Here is a 25,063-nt window from a genome sequence, read left to right as displayed (position 1 = left end):
TATATATATCAATAAATTAATAATTTAATCAATAAATAAAAAGTTTTTAATATAATATAATGTATGTACTTTTAAATGTCATACAAATTAAAAATAAGGGGGCGTTTAAAATCGATAGAGTTCAACTAAAAGAATTATCGAAAAGTCAATTAAAGGGAAATTGGAAGATACCTGTATTATTGACACTATCTTATAGTGTAGCATCTATAATAATAAGTATGTTGCAAGGACAATCAGACTCTATGTTAGTAGCTTTAGTAATGTTTGTAGTGTCATTTGGATTTGGAGTATTTATAACTATAGGAATTCCTAACTTTTACTTAATGTTTATTGAAAAATGGGAAATGGTTCTTTTTCAGATGTTTTGGTTTCTAAAAGTAAATTTATAAAAGCATTAATATATACAGTTATATTATCTGCAATTGTATTTGTAGCTACATTTATTATAATAGGTATAGCGCTAGGTGGAACAGTTGTATTTACTTTTTCAGAATCAGGATTCGGAGCAGGATTTATATTTGGAATTTTGGTGATATTGGTATTGTTAATACTTTTAACTATACTTGAACTTGCTTTAATGTTAACTCCATATATAATAATAGAACATGAACACTTAGGTACTATAGAAGCTATGGGATTAAGTATAAAAATGATGAAGGGTAATAAATGGAAATTTTTTGTTATAGAGTTAAGCTTTATAGGCTGGGCTATTTTATCTACACTTACATTTGGTATAGGTTTTTTATGGCTAATTCCATATATAAGATTAACCCAAGCTAACTTTTATAGAGATTTAAGTTTTAACTATTTAAATAAATAAAAAATAAGCTATCTTTTTTAAGATAGCTTATTTTTATTTATTTAAAATCTTTATCTTTTTCTTTTTTATAAACATAATAGCTTCCTTTATTAATATAAGAGCTAAAACAAGCAAAAGAACTGCTATTATTACAAGGGCATAATTAACTCCTATATTAGCTTTTATATTAAAGCATAATGATACGATAGTAACTATGAACATAAAAATGATAGGAATTATAAATTCTTTGAAACTCTTATTTGAATTAGCAAGCCATATAGCTATTGCCATTAATGCTATTGCTGCTAAAAGTTGGTTTGCAGATCCGAATATAGGCCATATTTTTTCATAACCCATAACAGCTAAAAGACCAGAACATACAACTGTTATAGTGGTAGAAACATACATATTACTAAGTAGATTGGCTTTTGTAGCGCCTTTATTGTCTAAACCATTAGTATCAAAAAACTCTTGGAATATAAATCTACCAAGTCTAGTAGCAGTATCTAAAGATGTAAGAGCGAATGCAGATATAGCAAGTGATGTAAATGTTTTACCTATAACAAAAGGAATACCAAACGACGCCATAAAATTAGCGATTCCTTCAGAGAATACGTTGACAGGACCACCGTTTCCTAATAAACTTCCAAATTGTTTGTTAGAAATATAAGCTACAGTTATAAGAGCAACAATTGCCAGAAGACCTTCTATAAGCATAGCTCCATAACCTATTTTTTAGCATCTGATTCTTTATACAATTGTTTTGAAGATGTACCAGATCCAACAAGTGAATGAAATCCTGAAATAGCTCCGCAAGCAACAGTTACAAATAATATAGGGAATAAGTATTGACCTCTAACATTAAATCCTACAAATCCATCCATTTGTATTTCTGGTCTTAATATGACAATACCTAAAAGAGCTCCAATTATCATTGCATACAATAGATAAGAGTTAAGATAATCTCTAGGTTGAAGTAATATCCAAACTGGAGTTACAGAAGCTATGAAAATATAGATCATAAGTAATATTATCCAAGTTTGTTTACTTAAAGCTATAGGGAATAAAAAACCTAAGTAAATACATCCAAATAACATTAAAACACCTACTATAGAAGCTGGAATTAAAGGCATTTTAAATCTATAAACTGCTATCCCAAATAAAATTGCTAAAATTATAAAAAATATTGAAGCACTAGCAGCTTGTGGGGTAGAAACAAAGTTATCAGCTACTATATTTGCAAAGGCTGAAACAACCAAAACTAGAGTTAACCAAGCAAATAATGCAAAAGCTTTTTGCCTTTTTTACCCATATTTGATTCTATTATTTCACCTATAGATTTCCCCTCATGTCTAATAGATGCAAATAAAGAACCAAAGTCTTGAACACCACCAAAGAAAATACTTCCTATTAAGACCCAAAGGGCAACAGGAATCCAACCAAATATAGCTGCTTGAATAGGACCTACTATAGGACCTGCACCAGCAATTGAGGCGAAGTGATGACCTAATAACACTGGTGATTTGGAAGGAACATAGTCAACGCCATCATATTTAGTATGAGCTGGTGTTTTTCTTGTATCATCTACGCCCCATTTTTTAGCTAAATAGCCGCCATAACATACATATCCTATAAAAAGAATAAGTGCACTTATTAAAAGTAGTGTTAATGAATTCATAATAAACCTCCTTATAAAAGTGAATGACATCTTTAGAATCGCAGTTATAAATAAATTCATTTGTAGATTTATCAAAAAGGATTATTCTTAGTGATGAATAGCCTTTAAGGCCTAACATATAGCTTCTTCTTTTTTTTATCTTAGGTATTTTAGATTTTAAAACTTTATCGATATGATCTGTAGACACAAATAGAGTTATAGTTGTAGACATGTGATTTTCATCAACTTGTACAAGGTTTTGCATAGCAAAATCAGTAAAAGATAACAAATTTTTTTCTAAGTAATCGATAGATAGATTATCCAATTCTTTTGCAAACACATACTCTTTATTATCATAAGACCAAATTACTTTTTTTTTATTTAAAAAGTATTTTGAATTGGTAAGTATATATTCCCCCATAAAATCAAAGTTATAGTCAGACACTGTATAGTTTTCATATATATTAAATTGATTTTTCATAGAGGATTTAAGTTTATCTAAAATAAAATCACCTCCTTAATTCATTTATATAAATATTAGGGCTTTATTATGTATGAAACAATAAATTAAATGTATTTATATATATAAATGAGTTTATTACTTAAATTAACAGTTGAACTCTAAGTGTACTATATATATAATACACTTAGAGGTGTGCTATTTGCATGGTACAGTGATACGGAGGTGGAAATTATGAGTTTTATTCCAAACGATAAAGAACCGGTTTATATTCAAATTATACGATATATAAAGCAACAGATTGTAGTAGGTGAATTAGGGATAGGAGATATAATACCGTCTAGAAGAGATATGGCGGTTATGATAAAAGTAAATCCAAATACTGTCCAAAAAGCATATAAAGAAATGGAAGAAATGGGGATAATAACAACTCATAGAAACTATCAGAGCAACATAACGGATGATTGTTCTATAATAACAAAAATAAAGGAAGATTTAATAAATGAATCCATGGATCATTTATATCAAGTATGAAAGCTATAAACGTTAAAAAAGAAGAAGTTATAAATATAATAAATGATAGATTTTAGGAGGAGTAAATTTGATAGAAATAAAAAATGCTAGTAAAAAGTACAAAAAATAAAAGCATTAGATAATATATCCTTTGAAATCCACGAGGGAAAGATAACTTGCATATTAGGAATAAATGGGGTTGGTAAGTCGACTATTTTGAAAGCTATATGTGGACTTGTAAAATTAGATAGAGGGGAAATATTAATAGACAGAGAAAAAATAAATTATAAAATATATGAAAAACTAGCCTTTGTACCAGATGTAGATAACTATTTTGCACAACTTACAATAAGAGAAAGTTTTGAATTTATGAAAGAATTTTATAAAAAATGGGACAGTGAAAAAGCATATGATATGCTAAAACTATTTAATTTAACTGATGATAAAAAAATTTCAGAGCTTTCAAAGGGGAATATTGCGAGGGTTAAAATTATATTAGGGTTTGCTCAAAATGCTAAATACACTATATTAGATGAGCCATTCTCAGGAATAGATATATTTAAAAGAGAAGATTTTTTAGGTGTAATGACTAAGTATGTGAGTGATGAACAAAGTATAATAATAACTACTCATGAGATAGCTGAAATTGAAATGATAGCAGATGATGTAATTCTTATTGATGATGGAAAACTTTCTTTAGTTTTCAATGCAGAAAAGACTCGTGAAGAAGAAGGAAAATCAATAATAGATAAAATGAGGGAGGTATATAAAGGTGAATAGGATACTCACTTTATATAATATAGAGTTTAAACGAATATACAAATTGTACTTCTTGCTTATAGGAACCTTATTTATAGCTAATTTAGTTGGAGTTATGAAAACTTTATATGATTCTGTAAAAAGGATTAGTTTAGAAAATAATTTACCTATGAATCTAGACATACTAAAAACTAATTTAGGTTATAGTTTTGTAAATGAATTTACAAAAAATGATATATATATATACGGTAGTATGGCTTTAGGAGTAGCGGTATTATTTTGTTTATTATATGCAACTATTATATGGTATAGAGACTATTATTCAAAAAGTAAAACAATATATATATTATTAAGTCTTCCACAACCAAGATTTAATATATATATATCTAAGTTAATTATGGTGCTTGTTATGATATATGGAGTAATCGCATGTCAATTTTTATTTTGGTATATTGACTTAAATATTATAAAAGCAATTGCTGGAATAGGATCTCCAAATTTTGTGAATGTATATACTAATATGATGCAATCAATTAATCAAATAAACGTAGTATCGCCATATTTATTAGACTTTTTAATGATAGATTTATTTGGGATAATAATTGCTGTGGTAGTTATATTTACTGGTGTTTTAATAGAAAGATCTTTTAAAAAAGTTGGAGTATTACTAGGGGTTGGATACATTTTAATTACTATAATAGGATATGTATTTATAATAGGATTAGATACTGAGGTTTTAGGAAACTTATTACTAAATCACATAATATACTATATTTTATTATTTGTAGTATCTATATTAATTTCGTATAGATTAATAAATAAAAGGGTTTGTGTATAAAGGAGGGTTTGTATGAATAAAAAATTATCAATTACAATTTTAGTATTAGCGGTATTCTCTTTTATACTAGTTTTATTAGGTCTTATTATAAATCAACCCAAGCCTGAATTAGTAGATATAAAGGGAAATCAACGTGAGATAGGAGATGTATTATTTATATCTCAAACTCAAAATGGAGTATATGGAAATGTTCAAACTATAACATCTAAAGATAAATTTACAGTAAAAAAGAATTCCAAAGTAATATATAATCTAAGAGAAAATATTAAAATAAAAGATGAACACAAGGATATATTTAAAAATGCACACCAATACAATCAAACATATTATAATGAAAAAATATAGGTTATATAGAGGATATGGGAATAAATTATACAGGTACAGGTGATGCTAACTTAAGTTTTAAAATAGTGAATAAAAATATTACTAGTGATAAAGTTGAAGAATATGATTTAACTTTACCAAAAAGTCTTGATGGAGAAAGTAATTTTACTTATGGACTTACTGTGGGTATTCAAAATGAAGATGTATATATATTATCGAGTGTATCTGAAGATGTTGAGTACTCTGCAAAAGGAAATATTACAAGCAGTGGTGATGTAGCTGTTGATATTTATAAATTTAATTTAAATAAAAAAGAAATTGATAAAGTTGGAGAATTTGTACAAAAGAAAAAAGATAGTGAAATAATAATAAGTAATAATCAAACATGCTTTGAATATGATGGAAAATTATATTCAACAATAGAAACTTATCCAAGGATAAAGAAAAAAATGGAGAAGTATATTTAATTTATTATGATATTAAAAAAAATAAATTTGAATATATGGAAGGGCCTACAATTAATAATAAGGATATTGAAGCAATTGATACAGATACAATTCAATATAGTATAGAAAAAGGCAAGCTATATTTGCTTAATAAAAATGATAGTGATGATAGTTACACAAATATAATTCAATATACAATAGATTTAAAAAATAATAGAGTAGAAAAAAGCCAAAAGTATAAAGTAGAAAAATTAAATGAAATGTCATATATAGAATCCTTTAGAGTTATAAATAAAAGATTATATATATGCATGGGAAGTTATAAAGCTGTTAGAGGTGAGTACTCTGGAGATGATGATTTAAAAAATAGTATAGTTGTAGTAGATGAAAAAATGGGGACACCTTATATATGGGAGAATATATAGAGAATAAGCCTGAGGATAGTATTAATTTTATATTGAAAACTAATGAAATTTAAGTTTAAAGCTATAAAATACAAATAAAGTTGTGTTTTATAGCTTTTATTACTAATTATTTAACTGCTGCAGTAACAGACATCTCAACTAATAAAGCTTCCCTAGCTAATCTAGCTTCAACACAAGCTCTAACAGGCTCAGAGCCTTCGTTTACCCAAGAATCCCAAACTGAATTCATATCAGCAAAGTCTTTCATATCTCTTAAATATATAGTAACAGATAATATATGATCTTTGTCAGAATCGTATTTATTTAATAAATCTTCTACTTTTTGTAATACCATCTTAGTTTGCTCTTTAACGTCACCTTCTCCATGCGTTTGTCCACATAAATACACTGTGTTGTTATGTACAACTGCCCTGCTCATTCTACCAGTTCCTTCATATCTTTTTATTTCCATAGTATAATTTCCTCCCATAAAAAATTAATTTCAATGTTTAATTATAAATGAATACAAAAACATTTTCAATTGCATAATAAAATATAAAATAAAAACACATACATAAATGTATATAAATAAAAAAATATTCGAAATAATGTGCATAAAAATTTAAAATATGATATGATAGAGTTCTGTGAAAAACAAAATTCGACAGAAAGAGTGAGGATTTAAATGGATAAGTATTTTAAACTTAAAGAAAACAATACTACTATAAAAACAGAAATTTTAGCAGGTATTACTACTTTTATGACAATGGCATACATATTAATAGTAAACCCTAGTATATTATCTGCAGCAGGAATGGACTATGGAGCTGTGTTTACAGCTACAGCTTTATCTGCAGTTATAGCTACTCTTATGATGGGATTATATGCAAGATTACCATTTGCTTTAGCCCCGGGTATGGGATTAAATGCATTTTGCATATACTATAGTAATAGGAATGGGATATTCATATCAATTTGCATTAACAGCAGTATTCTTAGAAGGAATTATATTTATAATATTAACATTATTTAATGTGCGTGAAGCTATTGTTGATTCTATTCCAAGTAACATAAAGAAAGCTATTTCAGTAGGAATAGGACTATTAATTTCATTAATTGGATTAGAAGGAGCTGGAGTTATAGTTCACCCTGAAGGTGGAGGGACTATATTAGCTCTTGGAAATATAGTTTCAGGAACTGGATTATTAGCTTTAATAGGGATACTAATAACATCTATATTATTAGCTAAAAATATAAAAGGAGCATTATTTATAGGAATGATAGTTACAACTATAATTGGAATACCTATGGGAGTTATAGATGTACCAACAAAAGTAATGAGTATGCCTCCTTCAATTTCATCAACTGTACTTAGCTTTGAGTGGCATAACATATTCTCTTTAGATATGGTTATAGTTTTATTTACACTGTTATTTATGGATATGTTTGATACCATAGGTACTTTAGTAGGTGTTGCTACAAAAGCTAAAATGTTAGATGAAAATGGAAAAGTACCAAATGTGAAGAAAGCATTATTTGCAGATGCAATAGGAACTACTATAGGAGCCTGTCTTGGGACAAGTACAGTAAGTACTTTTGTTGAAAGTGCATCAGGAGTTGCAGAAGGTGGAAGAACAGGTCTTACAGCTGTATCAACTGCAGTTATGTTCTTTTTAGCGCTATTCTTTGCACCTTTATTCGCTATAATAACTCCAGCTGTTACAGCATCAGCACTAGTATTAGTTGGATTATTCATGATAGAGCCTATAAAAGAAATAAACTTAGAAGATTTTACAGAGGCTATTCCAGCATTTTTAACTATAATAATGATGCCTCTATCATATTCTATAGCTGATGGTATAGTTTTTGGAGTGATATCTTATATAATATTAAAATTATTTTCTGGTAGAGTTAAAGAAATAAGTATAACTACTGTAATTATAGGATTTGTATTTATACTTAAATTCTTAATATAGATATTTTAAAGATTTGCCTCTTTAATAGTAAGAATAGAAATATAAATTGTGAGCAAAATAATTTATAAAATAATAAAGAGGTGAATATAATGGCTAAGAAAAATAAAATGTTTAAAGAAATGGGACATAAAATGGAAGAACTAGGCCATGATATGTCAAAAGGTATACAATCTTTTTCAAACTCAGTAGAACATGCAGGAGAAAAAGTTGCAAAAGATATGAAAAAAGCTAGTAAAAAAATGTTTAAATAATAATAAAAAAAAGGCCGGAGTTGAATCTGGCCTTTTTTATTTTGAAATTAAACTTCAGATTTAATAAATTGGATAGATTTAAACTATATTTAATAATGAATATATAGTTTTTTCTATAGTTGATCTAATATGTAGTATGATATAATCCAAGATGTAACACAAAAAGTGACAAAAAATTCTTGAAAATTATTTAGGAGGATTCATATGAACATTAGAAGTAAAAAGGCAGTGCTAATAGTTAGTTCATTATTAATAACTAGTGGGATAGTAGTAGGTTGTACCGATAAAAAAGATGAACAAAGCACTAATACTACAAAAAACGAACAAAGTGTACAAACAACAAAACAGGATTATACATATGAAAACAATGATTACTTTACAAGTGTAGACTGGTTAAATAAAAATTTAAAGAATAAAGATATATTAATAATAGACGCTAGAAGTGAAGATGACTATAATAAAGGACATATACCAGGAGCTATAAATGTAGCTTGGCAAAGTTTCTGTAAAATGGAAGGTAAAGCAGGAGACAAGGATTGGGGAACTCTTTTAGATAAAGATCAACTATCTAAGATATATTCAGACCTTGGAATAGACAAAAATAAAAAAGTTATCGTTTATGCTCAGAAAAATGGATGGGGTGAAGACGGACGACTAGCTTGGATGTTCAAAGAAACAGGAGTAGATGTTAGAATGTTAAACGGAGGAATGGACCTTTGGAAATCTAACGGAGAAGAAATATCTAAAGAAAAAGTGGATCCTAAGAAATCAGAGTATGTTATAAAAGAACTTAAAAATGATATAAACATAGATACAAAGACTTTAAAAGAAAAAATGAATGATGTTAAAATAATAGATACAAGAGAAAAAGATGAGTATGATGGCTCTACTAAGTTTGGAGAAGCTAGAGGTGGACATATACCTAAATCTATAAATATACCATTTAATGAAGTGTATAATGAAGATGGAACTATAAAATCTAAAGCGGATTTAGAAAAGTTATTTAAAGATGCAGGTATAAATAAAGATGATGAAATAGTTACTTATTGTACATCTGGAATTAGATCAGGACACATGGCATTAATATTAAAATCAATAGGATATGATAATGTTAAAAACTATGATGCATCTTACTATGAGTGGGCAGGAGACAAAACTAATCCTGTTGAGAAATAAGAGGTAAATTATGAAACAAAAAAAGAAAAAATCTTTAATTTTAAAAATAGGAGTTTTACTTCTGATTATATGTATATATTTATTTGTAGGACCTGTTAATCGATTTATAAATCAAATGATATTTTACTTAAGTATGTTAAATTTAGAAAGCTTAAAGCAATATATTTTATCGTTTGGAATTTGGGCACCGATTATATCATTTACTTTAATGATACTTCAGTCTGTAGCTGCTCCGTTGCCTGCATTTTTAATAACGTTTGCAAATGCAGCTTTATTTGGATGGGTAAAGGGCGCTATTCTTTCTTGGATTAGTGCTATGGCAGGAGCTGCATTGTGTTTTTATATAGCAAGATTTTTAGGACGAGATACAGTAGAAAAATTTACAAGTAAGTTTGCTATTGATAGCGTAGATGAATTTTTCAATAAATATGGAAAACATACAATATTAATAGCGAGATTGCTTCCATTTATGTCGTTTGATTTAGTTAGTTATGCAGCAGGATTGACATCTATGAGTTTTGTATCATTTTTTATAGCTACTGGGATTGGGCAGCTTCCAGCAACTATAATATATTCGTATGTTGGAGATATGCTTACTGGTGGGGCTAAATTAATGATTATGGGAATTCTTACACTTAGTGCTATAAGTGTTTTAATATATGTACTAAAGAAAATATATAATGATAAAAATAAGGTTAGTTAATATTTAGTATAAGAAATATCCCAAATTTGTTAATCAAATTTTGGGATATTTCATTTTGTATATATGAGAGGTGAGGATGAATGGAGCTAAATGAAAATTTAAAAAATAAAGTTAAAGATGATGAAAATAAATGTATAAATTGTAAGTTATGTTTTCACGATTGTCCTATGATGAAAGAGTTTGAGAATTCACCAAAGGATTTAATGAATAGAATATTAGACGATAGTATAGATATAAGAAAAGTTGCATATTCATGTATGCTTTGTGGATTATGCACAAGTAAGTGTCCTAAAGGAATAGACTTAAAATCTACATTTTATGAAATACGAAAATATGCAGTTTCAAATAATAAACAAAAAGTAAAAAGAGATGGATATAAAGTTGTTAGGTTTCATCAAATGAATAGTTTTTCGCCTATATTCTCAAAAAGCTTAAAAGTTAATAATAATAAAACGGTATTTTTACCAGGATGTAGTTTAAGCAGTTATAGTGAAGATATTGTTTTAAAGACATATGAATACTTGAAGCAGTATTATACTAATATTGGAATGACATTAAAGTGTTGTGGAAAACCAACATTATCAATGGGAGATGAAGATAAGTTTAAAAAATATTATTCTAGCTTAGAAAAATATATAAAAAAGAAGGAATAGACGAAATTATAGTTGCATGTCCGAATTGCTACAATACTATAAAAAAACACAGCAAAGGTGTGAAGATAAAGACTGTATATGAAGTTATAAATGAAACTGGAGTTCCAAATAATTTAAAAAATAATTATGAAGGCATAAAAGTTGCGATACATGATTCATGCTCTACAAGAGATGAACAACAAATACATGATAGTGTTAGATGGATATTAAGAGAGATAGGGTTAAATACAATTGAGTTTAAAAACAACAAAAAAGATACTGTTTGTTGTGGCGCTGGAGGCATGGTGGGAGTAACAAATTACAAACTTGCTTTAAAGCAGATGAATAGTAGAGCTGATGAGACTGCGTGCGAAAATATAATTTGTTACTGTGAATCGTGCTGTGAATCACTTTTAAATTCGAATAAAAATATACTTCATATACTAGACTTGCTATTTAATGAAGAAGTTATAAATAAAAATGTATTTACACAATCTAAGATAAAAACACTGAATAAATGGATTACAAGATATAAAACAACTACACTATGCAAATAATCAATTGGAGGTTGGTATGAACTATAAATTTAGCAAGTTTTTAAAATTAGTATTATCGGGAATTATAGTTTTTGTAATTGGAAGCATTCTATACAAAATTTTAAACATGGATATAGGCCCAAATGATATACAAAAATATGTTACTTCATTTGGGAAACTAGCACCGTTTGTATATATTATAATGTTTGCATTAGTACCTTTAACTCTTTTCCAGATTCAATCTTAGCAATTGGAGGAGGAATTATATTTGGATTATACAAAGGGTACATATATACTCTTATAGGTGCTCTTATAGGATCAAGCTTATCTTTTTATATATCTAGAAAACTTGGAAGAAGTTTTGTAAAGAAAATTACGAAAGAAAAATTAGATTATATAGAGGAAATGATTAATTCAAAAGGCTTTTTTGTCATTTTATTACTTAGACTTATACCTTTGTTTCCGTTTGATGTGATTAGTTATGGAGCTGGTCTTACAAATATAAAATATAGAGATTTTATATTTGCAACTATAGTGGGAACTATTCCAGGAATTCTTGTATTTACAAATATTGGAGCGCAATCAGTTGATATTGGGAGCAATAGCTTTTATTTATCTATAATGGCTCTTATACTGTTAATTTTATCATCAATTGTTTTAAAAAATAAGTTTATAAATACACAGAAAAAGTAGGTGAAATTGTGCTAGATACACATGGAAGAAAGTATATAGATCCAATTATAAATTATGGAGCTGATTTTTTTATTAAGTTAAATTTAACTGCAAATAATGTAACTGTTATAGCGTTATTTTTAGGTATACTAACAAGTATATTCGTATATATTGATATGAATATACTTGCAGTTATAACTCTTTGGATATCAGGCTATTTAGATGCTATAGATGGAGCTATAGCTAGGAAAACTAAAACTACATCTTTATTTGGAACATTAATGGATATAACTTTTGATAGAATTGTTGAAACATCTATAATACTATCATTAGCGATGAGTTACTCAAATGCACGAATTAATTTTATTGTACTACTTATATGCATTATAATTTCTATGACTATATTTTTAACAGTAGGGGCTTTAGTAGAAAAAAAAGGCATAAAATCTTTTTATTATCAAGCTGGAGTTGCTGAAAGAAGTGAAGGGTTTTTAATGTTTAGCTTAATGATACTATTTCCGAGTTATATAGTAATTTTTACAAATTTATTTTCAGCTATTATATTTATAACAATAATACAAAGAATAGTAGAAGCTAAGAAGATATTGTAAAAACATCTTTCATTATATGTTATACTGTATACAATATATGATTAGTTACGGAGGTGTAAAATTTGGGGAAATTAAATAATTTAAGTGATAGAAATAAAGGAATAGTATTTATAATTTTATCTGCATTTGGATTTGCTATGATGTCAGCTTTTATAAAGCTATCTGGTGATTTGCCTAGTGTTCAGAAAACTTTTTTTAGAAATTTAGTATCATGTATAATTGCATTTACATTAATATTAAAATATAAAGAAAGTGCGTTTGGAAGTAAAGAAAATAGAAAAGTATTAATTTTAAGATCTATATTTGGTACTTTAGGAATAATACTTAATTTTTATGCTATTGACAAATTGGTTTTATCAGATGCAAATATGCTAAATAAACTAAGTCCGTTTTTTGTAATAATATTTTCAGCTATATTTTTAAAGGAGAGAATTAAGTCAAATCAAGCTATAGCGGTAATTATAGCATTTATAGGAGCTTTGTTTATAATAAAACCAACATTGAATTTTGCTATGATACCATATGTTGCAGGAATCCTAGGGGCTATATTTGCAGCGTCAGCGTATACTTGCCTAAGAGTGCTTGGTGCAAAAGAGAAATTTTACACTGTGGTATTTTTCTTTTCATTATTTTCAACAGTTTCAATATTTCCGTTTGCAATTATGACATACAAATCTATGACTCTTATACAATTTTTATATTTAGTTTTAGGAGGCGTTTTTGCGAGTATTGGACAATTTGGAGTTACTCTTGCATATAAATATGCACCAGCTAAGGAAATTTCTATATTTGATTATTCAAATATAATATTTTCAGCTATTATAAGTATAGTCGTATTTAATGTGATTCCGGATAAGTACAGTTTTATAGGCTATATAATAATATTTTCAGCATCATATTACATGTTTTTAAATAATAAAAAAACTAAAAATTAGATTTGGATTTATAAAATTTTAAAATGTGTACACTATATATAAAAAGTATAGTTTATTATGTTGACAAAATGTGATTTATGATATATAGTATATTGTATACAATATAAAAATTCCTTAAAATAGATAAAATAAATAAATGCTTAGTTAATTAGAGTGCTATATAATATTAAAAATTATTATATAGCACTCTTTTCTTCACAAAAAATGACAAAAAAACATAAAAAATAATATTTTCCTATTGAAAACGAACAGGTGTTTGATTTATAATAAGTATTAAAGGAACAGTTGTTCGGTTGAAGTTTAGTAATAAATAATGTCATACATGAATATAAATAGTATAAATTATTAATTTATGAAGGAGAGAAAGACCAATGATGATATCAAATAGAAGACTAGAGGAAATAACTATAAATAACCTAAGAAAGGGAGATGTTAGCATAGGAGAATTAGATGAATTATATAAAAAAATGGGATTCTTATTTGTTATAAATCAAGGTAAATGTACAAGGATAAAAAAAGAAAGAAGTTAAAATTTATGCAACTAAAATTTAGGAGGATAAATGAAAATTATAACTTACAACATTCATAAAGGGATGGATTTACACAATAAAGATACCCTAGATGAATTATTAAGTTTTTTAAAAAATATAAATGCAGATATAATATGTCTTCAAGAAGTGCTAGAGAGTATACATTTTAGAATTTTAAATGATTTAAATATAAAAGGTTACTTTTTAAAAACTGTAGAACTAAAAAGTGATAATTATGGAATTGCTATCTATTTTACTAAATGTGTAAACTATGTAGATGGATTTTATTTAAGTAGCAAAAAAGAGCAAAGAGGATTTATTCATACACAATTTTTTATAAATAATAAATTAGTTAACATAATAAATACCCATTTAGGGTTAAGTGAAGAAGAAAGACAAATTCAAATTGAGGAAATATATAACTATGGAAAAAAATTAAGAGGAAAAATTATTATATGTGGTGATTTTAACCAAATAAATGTAAAAATAAAAGAATATTATGATTTAGCTATATTGTTTGATTGTGAAAATATAGAAACTTTTGAACCTAGTAAATCCAGAATAGATTATATCTTTATGTCTAAAAATCTAAGACCGAGTAGATATAAAGTTGAATTTATTAATTTATCTGATCATTATCCTGTAATAGGAGAATTTATTATATAAATATACAAGCCTCTACAATTGTGACAATAAAGTTACATATACTTAAGAAACGTTGTTTTATAAAGTTCATTTAAATATAATTATCTTAAGCAAAGTAGGGGGGAATGAAATGCAACAAAATATAGCAGTAGAAGAAAAAAAGAAAGAGCAAAACTCAATAACACATCAAAATTTAAGTATTTTAGCAGCAATTATTTTAACACTTATAATAATAGCAGCTATAGGCATAAAATCATTTAATAAAAAATACATTTACAATGGCAAGATAGCTACTAATATGTATATTGGAAATGTAAATGTTTCAGATCTTACACCTAATGAGGCTAAATTAGCCGTAGCAAATGAATATAAGCCTAAAAGTATAGCTGTAGATTACAATGATAAAAGTTTTACAATAGATCCAAATAAAATTGATTTAAAATACGATGTAAACAAATTTGTTGATAATGCATACCAATTCAACAAAACTGATTCGTATTTTAAAAATGTGGAAAGAGTTATTTCACTTCAAAGAGGAAATAAAGAAGTAATAGCTATAAATCCTACATATAATGAAAAAATTAGATTCGGCATTAGATCAAATAAGCAAAAAGGCAAATAAAAAAGTTGCTGATGCAAAGCTATATATATCAGATTCAGGAAGTTTCACTATAACTTCAGAGGTTATAGGACAAGAAGTAGATAAAAAATCTACGAAGGAAAATATAAAAAAATCTTTAGCTGAAAATAAGTTTAACGGGATGGAGCTTTCCATAAAAAGCGAAAAACCAAGTATAACTTCAGATATGTTAAAAAGTGTAGACTCATTATTGGCAACTCACAGTACTAGATATACAAATTCATCAGCTAATAGAGCTTACAATATAATTAGGGCATCTAATAGTACTAGTAATATAGTGCTCATGCCAGGAGAAGAATTCTCATACAATACATCAACGGGACCTAGAAGTAGATCTAATGGTTATAAAGATGCACCTGTAATTGTAAATGGGAAGGTGCAAGATGGATCTGGAGGGGGCGTATGTCAAGTATCTACAACTATATATAACTCAGCTCTTTACTCAGGGCTTGATATAACAAATGTTAGAAATCACTCATTGCCATCTACATATGCACCTAAAGGAAAAGATGCAACTGTTGCCTATGGATCTATAGATTTAAAATTTAAAAATCCATATAAACATCCTATATATATAAAAAATTCAGCATATAATGGAACAGTAACAAGTACTATATATGGAAGCTCAAAGGATAAACAAAATATAAGTGTAGTAACTGAAAATGTAGGAAGTAGTAATGTGGTTAAGACTTATAGAGAGTTTAAAGATTCTAACGGAAAAGTAACGAAAAAAGAGTACATAACAACAAGTTCATATAAGAAAAAATAAAATTAATAATAATATACTAAATAATATATATATATATCCGTATATAATTTTAAAGGGTTATAGTTGCTTGACTTCTATAAATCTAGCAAATTGTATACGGATATTTTTGTAAATATTAAAACACCTCTATATTAATTTCAGAGAATTTAAAAAAGTTTAAAGTCAATAATAATTGGGTATGACCACAAAAATAAACTAAAACACTGAAACTATATAAAATAACAAAAAAATATAAATGTGGTCATGTAATACTTATTAATTACAATTATTTCCAAAGTTGTTATAATATAACTGAGGGTAGAAAATGTTTGCATGCATATTGGGAGGGAGATTATTTGGTATATATAGGAAAAAGATATGAAATTGTAGAAGAAATAGGAAGATGTTCTAACTCGTGTCTATATAAAGGAAGAGATTCTTACGATAAGCAACTTGTTATTATAAATATCATAGATAAAGGAATAATTAGAAGTGAAAAATTTATATCGAATTTAATTGATGAATCAACATCTATAAATGAAATTAACTCACCAAATATACTTAAAGTAAAAGATGTAGGTATGGATAAACTTGAAAATGGAACGGAATTATACTATGTTATAAGTGAGTATATGGAAGGTAGTACTTTAAATCAACTAACTAAATTTCATAAATTGAATATTGATGAAATAATTATAATTTTTAGACAAATATTAAATGCACTAGAAGTAATACATAGTTATGATATATATCATGGATGTTTACAGCCGAGCAATATAATTATAGACGAAGGTTATAATGTAAAGTTAAGTAATATTGGAATTATAAAATCTAATAATAAAATTTTTAATAATGGAATAAAAAAATTTTCTAAAAATTTAAAGTATATGTGCCCTCATCAGATTTGCCTAGGATATACAGATAAAAGTAGTGATTTTCACGCTTTAGGAGTAATTTTATTTGAGTTGATATTTGGAGAACACCCTTATGGAGAAGCAAAAAATGAAGAGGATATTATAAGAAGAATGGACAAGGGGATATGTTGGAAACAAATTGATACTGAAAAAAGTCCGGAAAAAATAATAAATATAGTGAAAAAATTATTAAGTCGAAAGCATAGATATCAAACACCTCAAGAAGTTATAATAGACTTAAGTGAATATTTATATGAAGTTGAAAACATATGTGAAAAAGATGAGGAAAATAAAAATATTGAGCAAGATTTAGCAGTATATAAAGATGAACATATAAAAAATAATAAACACATACATAGATTTAGTAAATTTGCAGCACTAGGAGCAATTGCTATAGCTTCTTTTTTAGTGCTTGGAATGACTATAAATTAAAACTGTTTCAAAGATTAACTTTGAAACAGTTTTTTTTATAACTAATGAAGTTATTATATTATGAATAAAATTTAGTTAATATCAAAAATAATAACTATAAAATTTGGAGGACGTATAGTCGATGATTAGATCACATATAAATTTAAAAAAACAAACAATGCTATAGATTAATACTAATTTTAATATTTGATGAAGTTGTTATTATAAATAGCGATAAACTATATGAGTTAAGTCAAAATGAAGATATAGATTTTTCTAATGCTTTATTTAAAAAAGATGTAGTATTTGATAATTGTAGATTTGAAAAATATTATTTTTAGAAATGTCATATTTAAAAGTAATGTATCTTTTAAAAAATGTGTTTTTTATGGAGATTGTATATTTGAAAATGTAGATTTTGCTAAAAATTTAACTAGTGAAAAAATTTTTATACATTCAAAGATAAAAGGTCAGAAGGTTTATTTTGAAAATATAAAAAATATGCCTAGATTAGATGGTATTATTTTTAGTAACTGTTCGAAAGTTTTATTGAAAAATATAGAGTATAGTAAAAATGATTATGAAAATGCAAAGATTAATTATAGAATAGCAAAAAATCAGTGTAGTGTAACTGGAGATTATGAAAAACTTGGACACTATTATTATATGGAAAGATATTATGGAGGCAGATGTATAAAAAGAAGTGCATTTAGAAGTAATATGCAATATATAAATGCTAAATTTATGGATTTTTTATCAAGGATAATAATTGGATATGGAGAAAAGCCTCTAAATATTTTTATAATATCTTTTTTTATAATAAGTTTGTTTGCTATTTTATATATGATAACGGGAATTAATTATAACAATGAAATAATAAAAATAGATAAATTTAAAAACATACATGATTTTATTAAAACCTATATTGATTTATGGTATTTTAGTATGATTACATTTAGTACAGTAGGATATGGAGATATGACGGTAATAAATATAGCTGGGAAAGTGCTAGTAAGTATAGAGGTTTTTATTGGTGTAACTATGGGAGCATCATGGGCTTCTGTAATTTTTAGGAAAATGTCAAGATAGTAAATAATTACTAGATATATATTTAAGTAAATAAGTTAAAAATTAATATATACTTATTAACTTAAGAAGGTGAAAAAAATGACATTAGGAGTAAAGAAAACAGTATCATTTATTTTAATTTTAGCATTTATAACTCCATACACTATATTTGCAACAGAAAAGGAAAAAGAAGTAGATAAGTATTCTCTATCATCTATATTAATAGACCAAGATACAAATAGAGTTTTATATGCTAAAAACCCAGATGAAAAAAGACCATTAGCTAGTTTAAGTAAAATGATGACATTTTTAATAGCTATAGAAGCTATTGAAAATAAGCAAGTAAATGCGAAAGATAAAATTAAAATAACTAAAAAAATCGCATCTGTAAAAGGATCGAGTTATCATTTGAAAGAAAATGAAGATGTAGAGTTAATTGAACTAATGAAAGGGTTAATGATAGTTTCGGGAAATGATGCAGCAATTGCCATAGCTACTCATATAGGGAAAAGCCCAGAAGAGTTTGTAAAGATTATGAATAAAAAGGCTAAAGATATAGGTATGAATAATACTCACTTTGTAAATCCTCATGGATTACCTATATATGACTTACAAAATCCTAAGGCTCAACCAAAACAAAATATATCAACAGCTAGAGATATAGCAACCCTTGGAAAGTACATGTTTGACAATTATGAAAAACAAGTTACATCAGTTACTGATATGGGAACTTATTCAAATCCAAGTAGAGGATTCGAAAAAAATAACACAAATCCTTTATTAAGAATAATTCCTGATGTTGATGGAATTAAAACTGGATATACAGGCAATGCAGGATACTGCTTATCGTTTTCGATGAATGTAAAAAACAAAATGATATACGGAAATATAGAGTTATAGGGGTGTCTTTAGGAGCTAATCACAAAAACAAAAGACTATCAGCATCGTTAGATATGCTAAACTATGGAAAAGAAAACTACCATACAGAACGAGTAATAAGAAAAAATGATTTGATAGGGAAAAAATATATAAAAGGATTAGAAGAATTAGAAGTAGAGCTTAGAACTAAAGATGAGTTATATACAATCTTAGGAAATAAAGAAAATTTAAATTCCCAGTTAACTTTAAAAGAACTAGAATACCCTATTAAAAAAGGTGATGTATTAGGTGTAATTAAATATTATACTGATAATGGAGAAATATTGGGAAGCATTGATATAGTTAGTGCTAAAGATGTGAATAATGCATCTTTAATTACTAAAATTAAAATGTTACTTTCAAAATAACACAAAAATAAGATAGAGTTAATCATCTATCTTATTTTTTTGTGTGCTGAAAAATTAAAAATTGATTTAAAAAAGTTAATTTGAATATATATTTTAAAATTTGTCAATAATTAATTAGGGAAATGAAGAAAAATATAAAATAATAGTACATATTAATAAGGATATAAAATTCATAAAATATATTGTAATTTATAATAGGCTATGATATACTAACTGAGGTAAAAAATAAAATAACGCACGGCTATGTGATCTCTAAAAGGTGCCTAGAGGGTTTTTTAGAGAGTTGATCAAGTCGGAGGTAAAACCAGGAGGTAAAAATGGCAGTAATATCAATGAAACAATTATTAGAAGCTGGTGTTCATTTCGGACATCAAACAAGAAGATGGAATCCTAAGATGGCTCAATATATATTCACAGAGAGAAACGGAATATATATAATAGACTTACAAAAAACTGTTAAAAAAGTTGAGGAAGCTTACAGATTCACTAAAGAAGTAGCTGAAACTGGAAGACCTATATTATTCGTAGGAACTAAGAAGCAAGCTCAAGAAGCTATAAAAGAAGAAGCTGAAAGATGTGGAATGTTCTACGTTAATGAAAGATGGTTAGGTGGAATGTTAACAAACCACAAAACTATAAAGACTAGAATAGACAAGTTAAGAAAGTTAGAAAAAATGGAAGAAGAAGGAGTATTCAACGTTCTTCCTAAGAAAGAAGTTATAAAATTAAGAGCTGAAAAAGAAAAATTAGAGAAATACTTAAACGGTATAAAAGATATGCCTGAATTACCAGCTGCTATATTCGTAGTAGACCCAAGAAAAGAAAACATAGCTATACAAGAAGCTCACAGATTAGGTATACCAGTAATAGGTATAGTTGATACAAACTGTGATCCTGAGCAATTAGACTTTGCTATACCAGGTAACGATGACGCTATAAGAGCTGTTAAGTTAATAACTGGTGCTATGGCAACTGCTATAATAGAAGGAAGACAAGCTATAGCTGATGATCAAGAAGAAGTAACTGAAGATCAAGAATAATAAAATAATTTAATGGTAAGGGGGCATACCCTTACCATTAGTAATATATAGGAGGGAATACCAATGGCTATAACTGCACAAATGGTTAAAGAGTTAAGAGAAACTACAGGTGCCGGAATGATGGACTGTAAAAAAGCTTTACAAGAAGCTGAAGGAAATATGGAAAGAGCTATAGATTTATTAAGAGAAAAAGGATTATCTAAAGCTGCTAAGAAATCTGATAGAATAGCTGCTGAAGGATTAGTTGCTATAGAAATGAACGCTGATAACACAGTTGGTGCTATAGTTGAGATAAACTCAGAAACAGATTTCGTTGCTAAAAACGAAGATTTCAAAACTTTCGTTAAAGATGTTGCTGAAATGGCTTTAGCTACTGAGAAAGAAGATGTAGCTGGACTATTAACTGAATCTCATAAAGAAGGAGCTTTATCTGAAGTATTAAACAACAGAATAGCTACTATAGGAGAAAAGTTAGACATAAGAAGATTCGAAAAAGTATCTACTAACGGACAAGTTGCAGGATACATCCACGGTGGTGGTAAAATAGGTGTATTAGTTGAATTAGAAACAGAAGCAAGAGATGCTGACGTATTAGCAATGGGAAAAGATATAGCTATGCAAGTTGCTGCTATGAATCCTAAGTATGTTTCTAAAGATGACGTAGACCAAGACTACATAGCTCATGAAACAGAAATATTAACTCAACAAGCATTAAATGAAGGAAAACCAGCTAATATAGTTGAAAAGATGATAAAGGGAAGATTAGAAAAACAATTAAAAGAAGTTTGTTTAGTAGAGCAAACTTTCGTTAAAAACCCAGATTTAACTATAAAGCAATTAGTTGCAGACGTTGCTAAAAAAGTAGGTTCTGAAATAAAGGTTGCTAGAGTCGTAAGATTCGAAGTTGGTGAAGGTATAGAAAAGAAAGAAGAAAACTTTGCTGAAGAGGTTGCTAAGCAACTTAAGTAATTAACCAAAAGAGAACACTTCGGTGTTCTCTTTTTTAAAAAGTGGATTAACTAAGGAGGATTTCAAATGACAAAGCCGATGTATAAAAGAGTATTACTTAAATTAAGTGGAGAAGCACTAGCTGGAGAAAAGGGATTTGGTATAAACAATGATGTTGTAAATGAAATAGCTAATGCTATAAAACAAATTCAAGGTATAGGTGTAGAAGTAGCTGTAGTTGTTGGAGGAGGTAACTTCTGGAGAGGAAGAACATCAGAAGGTATGGACAGAACTACTGCTGACTACATAGGAATGTTAGCTACAGTTATGAATGCTATGGCTCTACAAGATGCTCTTGAAAACATAGATGTATTAACAAGAGTGCAAACTGCTATAGAAATGAGACAAATAGCAGAACCTTATATAAGAAGAAAGGCAGTTAGACACTTAGAAAAATCTAGAGTTGTTATATTCGGAGCGGGAACAGGAAATCCTTACTTCTCAACTGATACAGCAGCTGCACTTCGTGCTGCAGAAATGGAATCAGAAGTTATATTATTAGCAAAAAATGTTGATGCAGTATATGATAAAGATCCAAAGGTACATGCGGATGCTAAAAAGTTTACAGAACTTAGTTATATAGAAGTTTTACAAAAAGAACTTAAAGTTATGGACTCAACTGCTACATCTTTATGTATGGATAATAAGATACCAATAAAGGTATTTGAACTTTCTACAGAGAATATAATAAAAGCGGTTATGGGTGAAAATATAGGAACTACTGTAAAATAATAAACTTTTAAGGAGGAAAATATAATGAGCGCACAAGTAAAAAACAATTAGAAGAAAAAATGAATAAAACAATAGAAGCTCTTAAATCAGAATTTACTACAATAAGAGCAGGAAGAGCTAATGCTCAAATGTTAGATAAAATAAGAGTTGATTACTATGGAACACCAACTCCTGTAAATCAAGTAGGGGCAATATCAGTTCCAGAACCTAGAACTTTAATGATAAATCCTTGGGATAAGACTGCTATGGCTGAAATAGAGAAAGCTATAAGAAATTCAGACTTAGGATTAAACCCAACTAATGATGGACAAGTTATAAGAATATCAGTTCCAGCTTTAACAGAAGAAAGAAGAAAAGAATTAGCTAAACAAGCTGGTAAAGTAGCAGAAGAGTTTAAAGTTAGATTAAGAAATGAAAGAAGAGATGCTAACGATAAACTTAAAAAAATGGAAAAAGATGGCGATATAACTGAAGATGATTTAAAGAAATCTCAAGATGAAGTTCAAAAATTAACTGATAAGTTTGTAAAAGAAGTAGATGCGTTATTAAAAGCTAAAGAACAAGATATAATGGCGGTATAATATTGGAAAGTTATTATAACTTATTAGGACTTCATACTGAAGAAGTAGAGAGCTTTTTAAAAAAGAAAATAAACAATATACTATAACTACTATAAATGGTTACAAAGATCAAGATACTTTAATTATTCCCAGAGTTATTAAAATATCTAAAGTAGGAAATAGTATAGAAATAATACAAACATACTTTGCTGACTCCTTAAAATAGGAGTCAGAAAATTTTATTGGGAGGTAGTTTATGAATAAAAACACTATATATGACATAAACTTAAGTAACGTACCTACTCATATAGCAATAATAATGGACGGGAATGGGAGATGGGCAAAAGAAAGACTCCTTCCAAGAACAGTGGGTCATAAAGCTGGAGTTGAAGCTATAAGAGCTGTAACTAAAGAGTGTTCAGCATTAGGGGTAAAGCACTTAACTTTATATGCATTTTCTACAGAAAATTGGAAAAGACCAAAGTTAGAGGTAGATGCTTTAATGAACCTACTTTATACATATCTAAACAAAGAGCTTAAAGAACTACATAAAAATAATGTAAAAATAACAACTATTGGTGATATAGATGTATTACCTGGTAAATCTCTAGATGCTATAAAAAATGCAATTGATATAACTAAAGATAATACTGGATTAAACTTAAATATAGCATTAAATTATGGTAGTAGAAATGATATAAAAAATGCAGTTGTAGATATAGTAAAAAATTGTAAAAGTGGTAAAATAGATATAGAAGATATAACTGAAGATACTATAACAAAATATTTAAGCACTAAGTCTATACCGGACCCAGACTTAATTATAAGAACTAGTGGTGAACAGAGAATAAGTAACTTCTTATTATGGGAAATTGCATATTCAGAATTTTATTTTACAGATGTATACTGGCCTGACTTCGATGGGAATGAAGTAAGAAAAGCTATATATGTTTACCAAAGTAGAGATAGAAGGTTTGGTGGACTTAAGTAAGGAGATTATTTTATGGTTGTAAGAATCATTGCTGCATTAGCGCTAATACCATTATTACTATTTGTAATATATGGGGGGCTACCACTATATATAGCAGAAGCTATTATAGGAATTATTGCATTGGATGAGTTTTATAAGGCATTTAAAAGTAAAAATATACAACCTATAAGTATTTTAGGATATTTATTTGCCGTATACTTGTCTTTAAAGCATATTTTAAATTTGAAAAATGAATACACATATGTAATTGTATTTTTACTATTTTTGGTAGGAATAATTTATATTTTATCAGGCAAGAAAAATATTATAGATTTTCTATAACATTTATAGGAATATTTTATGTTCCTATATTCTTAGATTATATAGTTTTAACAATTAATGATTTTAAATTAGGTGCAATTTATGTATGGTTGATATTTATTATATCATTTATGACAGATACATTTGCATATTTTAGTGGGTATTTATTTGGAAAACACAAACTAATACCTACAATAAGTCCTAAAAAGACAATCGAAGGCAGTATTGGCGGAATTTTAGGATCTACAATTTGTTGTGTAATATTTGGCTATATATTCAAGTTAGATATACCTCACATGGTTTTAGTGGGAAGTATAGGAAGTATTGTAGCACAATTTGGAGATCTATTTGCATCAGCTATAAAAAGATACGTAGGAATAAAAGATTATGGAAAATTAATACCAGGACATGGTGGTATATTAGATAGATTTGATAGTGTTATACTAGTAGCACCATTTGTTTATTATGCAATATATTTATTTATTTAGCTTCAGGGGT

The 25,063-nt window shown here is 27.5% G+C and carries 32 protein-coding genes and 4 pseudogenes; 32 read left to right on the top strand and 4 right to left on the bottom strand.

Features of this window, described 5'->3' with window-relative positions:
* The first annotated feature begins 59 nt into the window (after nucleotides 1-59).
* Nucleotides 60-389, top strand: a complete 330-nt coding sequence (locus LEQ07_RS10230) for a hypothetical protein (RefSeq protein ID WP_263330571.1) — start codon at nucleotides 60-62, stop codon at nucleotides 387-389.
* Nucleotides 338-820 carry a DUF975 family protein gene (locus LEQ07_RS10225; protein ID WP_263330570.1) on the top strand — a complete coding sequence of 161 codons (483 nt, stop codon included), beginning with the start codon at nucleotides 338-340 and terminating at the stop codon, nucleotides 818-820. Before LEQ07_RS10230 ends, LEQ07_RS10225 begins: the two co-directional genes overlap by 52 nt.
* Nucleotides 821-853: 33 nt before the next feature.
* Here the strand turns inward: LEQ07_RS10225 and LEQ07_RS21300 are convergent, their stop codons facing one another.
* The 3 genes and pseudogenes from LEQ07_RS21300 to LEQ07_RS10215 form a co-directional block, all read right to left on the bottom strand.
* A complete protein-coding gene (locus tag LEQ07_RS21300; RefSeq protein ID WP_332843086.1) occupies nucleotides 854-1,516 on the bottom strand; it encodes a carbon starvation CstA family protein in 663 nt (220 codons plus the stop codon).
* Nucleotides 1,517-1,527: 11 nt separating this feature from the next.
* A pseudogene (locus LEQ07_RS21295) lies at nucleotides 1,528-2,477 on the bottom strand (carbon starvation CstA family protein).
* Nucleotides 2,398-2,937 (bottom strand): hypothetical protein, encoded by a 540-nt coding sequence (locus LEQ07_RS10215; protein WP_263330569.1) that lies wholly within the window; start codon nucleotides 2,935-2,937, stop codon nucleotides 2,398-2,400. Before LEQ07_RS10215 ends, LEQ07_RS21295 begins: the two are co-directional and overlap by 80 nt.
* A gap of 213 nt (nucleotides 2,938-3,150) precedes the next feature.
* On the opposite strand from LEQ07_RS10215, the gene LEQ07_RS10210 reads away from it, so the two are divergent.
* The 6 genes from LEQ07_RS10210 (at nucleotide 3,151) to LEQ07_RS10185 (ending at nucleotide 6,221) form a co-directional block, all read left to right on the top strand.
* The gene (locus LEQ07_RS10210; protein WP_263330568.1) at nucleotides 3,151-3,450 is read left to right on the top strand and encodes a GntR family transcriptional regulator; all 300 of its coding nucleotides are present in this window, start codon (nucleotides 3,151-3,153) and stop codon (nucleotides 3,448-3,450) included.
* Nucleotides 3,451-3,555: 105 nt separating this feature from the next.
* A complete protein-coding gene (locus tag LEQ07_RS10205; protein WP_317852063.1) occupies nucleotides 3,556-4,209 on the top strand; it encodes an ABC transporter ATP-binding protein in 654 nt (217 codons plus the stop codon).
* A complete protein-coding gene (locus LEQ07_RS10200; protein ID WP_263330567.1) occupies nucleotides 4,202-5,026 on the top strand; it encodes a hypothetical protein in 825 nt (274 codons plus the stop codon). The genes LEQ07_RS10205 and LEQ07_RS10200 overlap by 8 nt, the downstream gene beginning before the upstream one ends.
* Nucleotides 5,027-5,038: 12 nt before the next feature.
* Entirely contained in the window at nucleotides 5,039-5,371 is a 333-nt protein-coding gene (locus LEQ07_RS10195; protein ID WP_263330566.1) for a hypothetical protein, read from the top strand.
* A 14-nt stretch (nucleotides 5,372-5,385) separates the two neighbouring features.
* Nucleotides 5,386-5,817 (top strand): hypothetical protein, encoded by a 432-nt coding sequence (locus tag LEQ07_RS10190; RefSeq protein WP_263330565.1) that lies wholly within the window; start codon nucleotides 5,386-5,388, stop codon nucleotides 5,815-5,817.
* A gap of 35 nt (nucleotides 5,818-5,852) precedes the next feature.
* Complete coding sequence (locus LEQ07_RS10185; RefSeq protein WP_263330564.1) at nucleotides 5,853-6,221, top strand: hypothetical protein; 369 nt, start codon at nucleotides 5,853-5,855, stop codon at nucleotides 6,219-6,221.
* A gap of 106 nt (nucleotides 6,222-6,327) precedes the next feature.
* Here the strand turns inward: LEQ07_RS10185 and LEQ07_RS10180 are convergent, their stop codons facing one another.
* On the bottom strand, nucleotides 6,328-6,672 hold the full coding sequence (locus LEQ07_RS10180; protein WP_046821962.1) for a RidA family protein: 345 nt from the start codon (nucleotides 6,670-6,672) through the stop codon (nucleotides 6,328-6,330).
* 213 nt (nucleotides 6,673-6,885) lie between these two features.
* Between LEQ07_RS10180 and LEQ07_RS10175 the strand changes: the two are divergent.
* From LEQ07_RS10175 to LEQ07_RS10060, 24 genes and pseudogenes are all read left to right on the top strand, one after another.
* Nucleotides 6,886-8,176: pseudogene (locus LEQ07_RS10175) on the top strand (NCS2 family permease).
* Between the two features lie 89 nt (nucleotides 8,177-8,265).
* Entirely contained in the window at nucleotides 8,266-8,427 is a 162-nt protein-coding gene (locus tag LEQ07_RS10170) for a hypothetical protein (protein WP_156344347.1), read from the top strand.
* Nucleotides 8,428-8,631: 204 nt separating this feature from the next.
* Nucleotides 8,632-9,603, top strand: a complete 972-nt coding sequence (locus LEQ07_RS10165; protein ID WP_263330563.1) for a sulfurtransferase — start codon at nucleotides 8,632-8,634, stop codon at nucleotides 9,601-9,603.
* 10 nt (nucleotides 9,604-9,613) lie between these two features.
* Nucleotides 9,614-10,306, top strand: a complete 693-nt coding sequence (locus LEQ07_RS10160; protein ID WP_263330562.1) for a TVP38/TMEM64 family protein — start codon at nucleotides 9,614-9,616, stop codon at nucleotides 10,304-10,306.
* 80 nt (nucleotides 10,307-10,386) lie between these two features.
* Complete coding sequence (locus LEQ07_RS10155) at nucleotides 10,387-10,959, top strand: (Fe-S)-binding protein (RefSeq protein WP_263330561.1); 573 nt, start codon at nucleotides 10,387-10,389, stop codon at nucleotides 10,957-10,959.
* A 59-nt stretch (nucleotides 10,960-11,018) separates the two neighbouring features.
* Nucleotides 11,019-11,495, top strand: a complete 477-nt coding sequence (locus tag LEQ07_RS10150; RefSeq protein ID WP_263330560.1) for a (Fe-S)-binding protein — start codon at nucleotides 11,019-11,021, stop codon at nucleotides 11,493-11,495.
* 16 nt (nucleotides 11,496-11,511) lie between these two features.
* Nucleotides 11,512-11,721 (top strand): hypothetical protein, encoded by a 210-nt coding sequence (locus tag LEQ07_RS10145; protein ID WP_263330559.1) that lies wholly within the window; start codon nucleotides 11,512-11,514, stop codon nucleotides 11,719-11,721.
* Entirely contained in the window at nucleotides 11,631-12,167 is a 537-nt protein-coding gene (locus LEQ07_RS10140) for a TVP38/TMEM64 family protein (RefSeq protein ID WP_317852062.1), read from the top strand. Before LEQ07_RS10145 ends, LEQ07_RS10140 begins: the two co-directional genes overlap by 91 nt.
* 8 nt (nucleotides 12,168-12,175) lie before the next feature.
* A complete protein-coding gene (locus LEQ07_RS10135; RefSeq protein WP_046821968.1) occupies nucleotides 12,176-12,757 on the top strand; it encodes a CDP-alcohol phosphatidyltransferase family protein in 582 nt (193 codons plus the stop codon).
* A gap of 62 nt (nucleotides 12,758-12,819) precedes the next feature.
* Entirely contained in the window at nucleotides 12,820-13,692 is an 873-nt protein-coding gene (locus tag LEQ07_RS10130) for a DMT family transporter (protein ID WP_046821969.1), read from the top strand.
* Nucleotides 13,693-14,063: 371 nt separating this feature from the next.
* Nucleotides 14,064-14,222, top strand: coding sequence for a hypothetical protein (locus LEQ07_RS10125; protein ID WP_021429484.1), 159 nt, complete (start codon nucleotides 14,064-14,066; stop codon nucleotides 14,220-14,222).
* Between the two features lie 30 nt (nucleotides 14,223-14,252).
* Nucleotides 14,253-14,888 carry an endonuclease/exonuclease/phosphatase family protein gene (locus LEQ07_RS10120; protein ID WP_263330558.1) on the top strand — a complete coding sequence of 212 codons (636 nt, stop codon included), beginning with the start codon at nucleotides 14,253-14,255 and terminating at the stop codon, nucleotides 14,886-14,888.
* 109 nt (nucleotides 14,889-14,997) lie between these two features.
* Nucleotides 14,998-15,556: pseudogene (locus LEQ07_RS10115) on the top strand (peptidoglycan binding domain-containing protein); the annotation flags it as partial.
* Between the two features lie 72 nt (nucleotides 15,557-15,628).
* On the top strand, nucleotides 15,629-16,276 hold the full coding sequence (locus tag LEQ07_RS10110; protein WP_442952419.1) for a VanW family protein: 648 nt from the start codon (nucleotides 15,629-15,631) through the stop codon (nucleotides 16,274-16,276).
* 335 nt (nucleotides 16,277-16,611) lie between these two features.
* A complete protein-coding gene (locus tag LEQ07_RS10105) occupies nucleotides 16,612-17,601 on the top strand; it encodes a protein kinase domain-containing protein (protein ID WP_046823894.1) in 990 nt (329 codons plus the stop codon).
* Nucleotides 17,602-17,901: 300 nt separating this feature from the next.
* Complete coding sequence (locus tag LEQ07_RS10100) at nucleotides 17,902-18,669, top strand: potassium channel family protein (protein WP_263330554.1); 768 nt, start codon at nucleotides 17,902-17,904, stop codon at nucleotides 18,667-18,669.
* A gap of 78 nt (nucleotides 18,670-18,747) precedes the next feature.
* Nucleotides 18,748-19,548 (top strand): D-alanyl-D-alanine carboxypeptidase family protein, encoded by an 801-nt coding sequence (locus LEQ07_RS10095; protein WP_263330552.1) that lies wholly within the window; start codon nucleotides 18,748-18,750, stop codon nucleotides 19,546-19,548.
* Between the two features lie 2 nt (nucleotides 19,549-19,550).
* The gene (locus tag LEQ07_RS10090; RefSeq protein WP_263330550.1) at nucleotides 19,551-19,934 is read left to right on the top strand and encodes a hypothetical protein; all 384 of its coding nucleotides are present in this window, start codon (nucleotides 19,551-19,553) and stop codon (nucleotides 19,932-19,934) included.
* A gap of 317 nt (nucleotides 19,935-20,251) precedes the next feature.
* Nucleotides 20,252-20,974, top strand: a complete 723-nt coding sequence (rpsB, locus tag LEQ07_RS10085) for a 30S ribosomal protein S2 (RefSeq protein WP_021433574.1) — start codon at nucleotides 20,252-20,254, stop codon at nucleotides 20,972-20,974.
* Between the two features lie 63 nt (nucleotides 20,975-21,037).
* Nucleotides 21,038-21,943, top strand: coding sequence for a translation elongation factor Ts (gene tsf / locus LEQ07_RS10080; RefSeq protein ID WP_046823892.1), 906 nt, complete (start codon nucleotides 21,038-21,040; stop codon nucleotides 21,941-21,943).
* A gap of 66 nt (nucleotides 21,944-22,009) precedes the next feature.
* Entirely contained in the window at nucleotides 22,010-22,714 is a 705-nt protein-coding gene (gene pyrH, locus LEQ07_RS10075; RefSeq protein ID WP_021429515.1) for a UMP kinase, read from the top strand.
* A gap of 59 nt (nucleotides 22,715-22,773) precedes the next feature.
* The gene (gene frr / locus LEQ07_RS10070) at nucleotides 22,774-23,295 is read left to right on the top strand and encodes a ribosome recycling factor (RefSeq protein ID WP_263330546.1); all 522 of its coding nucleotides are present in this window, start codon (nucleotides 22,774-22,776) and stop codon (nucleotides 23,293-23,295) included.
* Between the two features lie 235 nt (nucleotides 23,296-23,530).
* A complete protein-coding gene (locus LEQ07_RS10065; RefSeq protein WP_021429498.1) occupies nucleotides 23,531-24,265 on the top strand; it encodes an isoprenyl transferase in 735 nt (244 codons plus the stop codon).
* 12 nt (nucleotides 24,266-24,277) lie between these two features.
* A pseudogene (locus LEQ07_RS10060) lies at nucleotides 24,278-25,053 on the top strand (phosphatidate cytidylyltransferase).
* The last annotated feature ends 10 nt before the right edge of the window (nucleotides 25,054-25,063 follow it).

Source organism: Paraclostridium sp. AKS73, assembly GCF_025671395.1.
Taxonomy (GTDB): Bacteria; Bacillota; Clostridia; order Peptostreptococcales; family Peptostreptococcaceae; genus Paraclostridium; species Paraclostridium benzoelyticum.
This window is presented reverse-complemented; position numbering and strand designations above follow the sequence as displayed.

Coding starts and splice junctions, on each gene's coding strand:
- LEQ07_RS21300 (WP_332843086.1), bottom strand. CDS start 1,516: ATGCTTATAGAAGGTCTTCTGGCAATTGTTGCTCTTATAACTGTAGCT.
- LEQ07_RS10210 (WP_263330568.1), top strand. CDS start 3,151: ATGAGTTTTATTCCAAACGATAAAGAACCGGTTTATATTCAAATTATA.
- frr (WP_263330546.1), top strand. CDS start 22,774: ATGAATAAAACAATAGAAGCTCTTAAATCAGAATTTACTACAATAAGA.
- LEQ07_RS10215 (WP_263330569.1), bottom strand. CDS start 2,937: ATGAAAAATCAATTTAATATATATGAAAACTATACAGTGTCTGACTAT.
- LEQ07_RS10225 (WP_263330570.1), top strand. CDS start 338: ATGGGAAATGGTTCTTTTTCAGATGTTTTGGTTTCTAAAAGTAAATTT.
- LEQ07_RS10155 (WP_263330561.1), top strand. CDS start 10,387: ATGGAGCTAAATGAAAATTTAAAAAATAAAGTTAAAGATGATGAAAAT.
- tsf (WP_046823892.1), top strand. CDS start 21,038: ATGGCTATAACTGCACAAATGGTTAAAGAGTTAAGAGAAACTACAGGT.
- LEQ07_RS10185 (WP_263330564.1), top strand. CDS start 5,853: ATGGAAGGGCCTACAATTAATAATAAGGATATTGAAGCAATTGATACA.
- LEQ07_RS10170 (WP_156344347.1), top strand. CDS start 8,266: ATGGCTAAGAAAAATAAAATGTTTAAAGAAATGGGACATAAAATGGAA.
- LEQ07_RS10145 (WP_263330559.1), top strand. CDS start 11,512: ATGAACTATAAATTTAGCAAGTTTTTAAAATTAGTATTATCGGGAATT.
- LEQ07_RS10190 (WP_263330565.1), top strand. CDS start 5,386: ATGGGAATAAATTATACAGGTACAGGTGATGCTAACTTAAGTTTTAAA.
- LEQ07_RS10180 (WP_046821962.1), bottom strand. CDS start 6,672: ATGGAAATAAAAAGATATGAAGGAACTGGTAGAATGAGCAGGGCAGTT.
- LEQ07_RS10125 (WP_021429484.1), top strand. CDS start 14,064: ATGATGATATCAAATAGAAGACTAGAGGAAATAACTATAAATAACCTA.
- LEQ07_RS10095 (WP_263330552.1), top strand. CDS start 18,748: ATGACATTAGGAGTAAAGAAAACAGTATCATTTATTTTAATTTTAGCA.
- LEQ07_RS10195 (WP_263330566.1), top strand. CDS start 5,039: ATGAATAAAAAATTATCAATTACAATTTTAGTATTAGCGGTATTCTCT.
- LEQ07_RS10165 (WP_263330563.1), top strand. CDS start 8,632: ATGAACATTAGAAGTAAAAAGGCAGTGCTAATAGTTAGTTCATTATTA.
- rpsB (WP_021433574.1), top strand. CDS start 20,252: ATGGCAGTAATATCAATGAAACAATTATTAGAAGCTGGTGTTCATTTC.
- LEQ07_RS10160 (WP_263330562.1), top strand. CDS start 9,614: ATGAAACAAAAAAAGAAAAAATCTTTAATTTTAAAAATAGGAGTTTTA.
- pyrH (WP_021429515.1), top strand. CDS start 22,010: ATGACAAAGCCGATGTATAAAAGAGTATTACTTAAATTAAGTGGAGAA.
- LEQ07_RS10230 (WP_263330571.1), top strand. CDS start 60: ATGTATGTACTTTTAAATGTCATACAAATTAAAAATAAGGGGGCGTTT.
- LEQ07_RS10110 (WP_442952419.1), top strand. CDS start 15,629: ATGGAGCTTTCCATAAAAAGCGAAAAACCAAGTATAACTTCAGATATG.
- LEQ07_RS10120 (WP_263330558.1), top strand. CDS start 14,253: ATGAAAATTATAACTTACAACATTCATAAAGGGATGGATTTACACAAT.
- LEQ07_RS10065 (WP_021429498.1), top strand. CDS start 23,531: ATGAATAAAAACACTATATATGACATAAACTTAAGTAACGTACCTACT.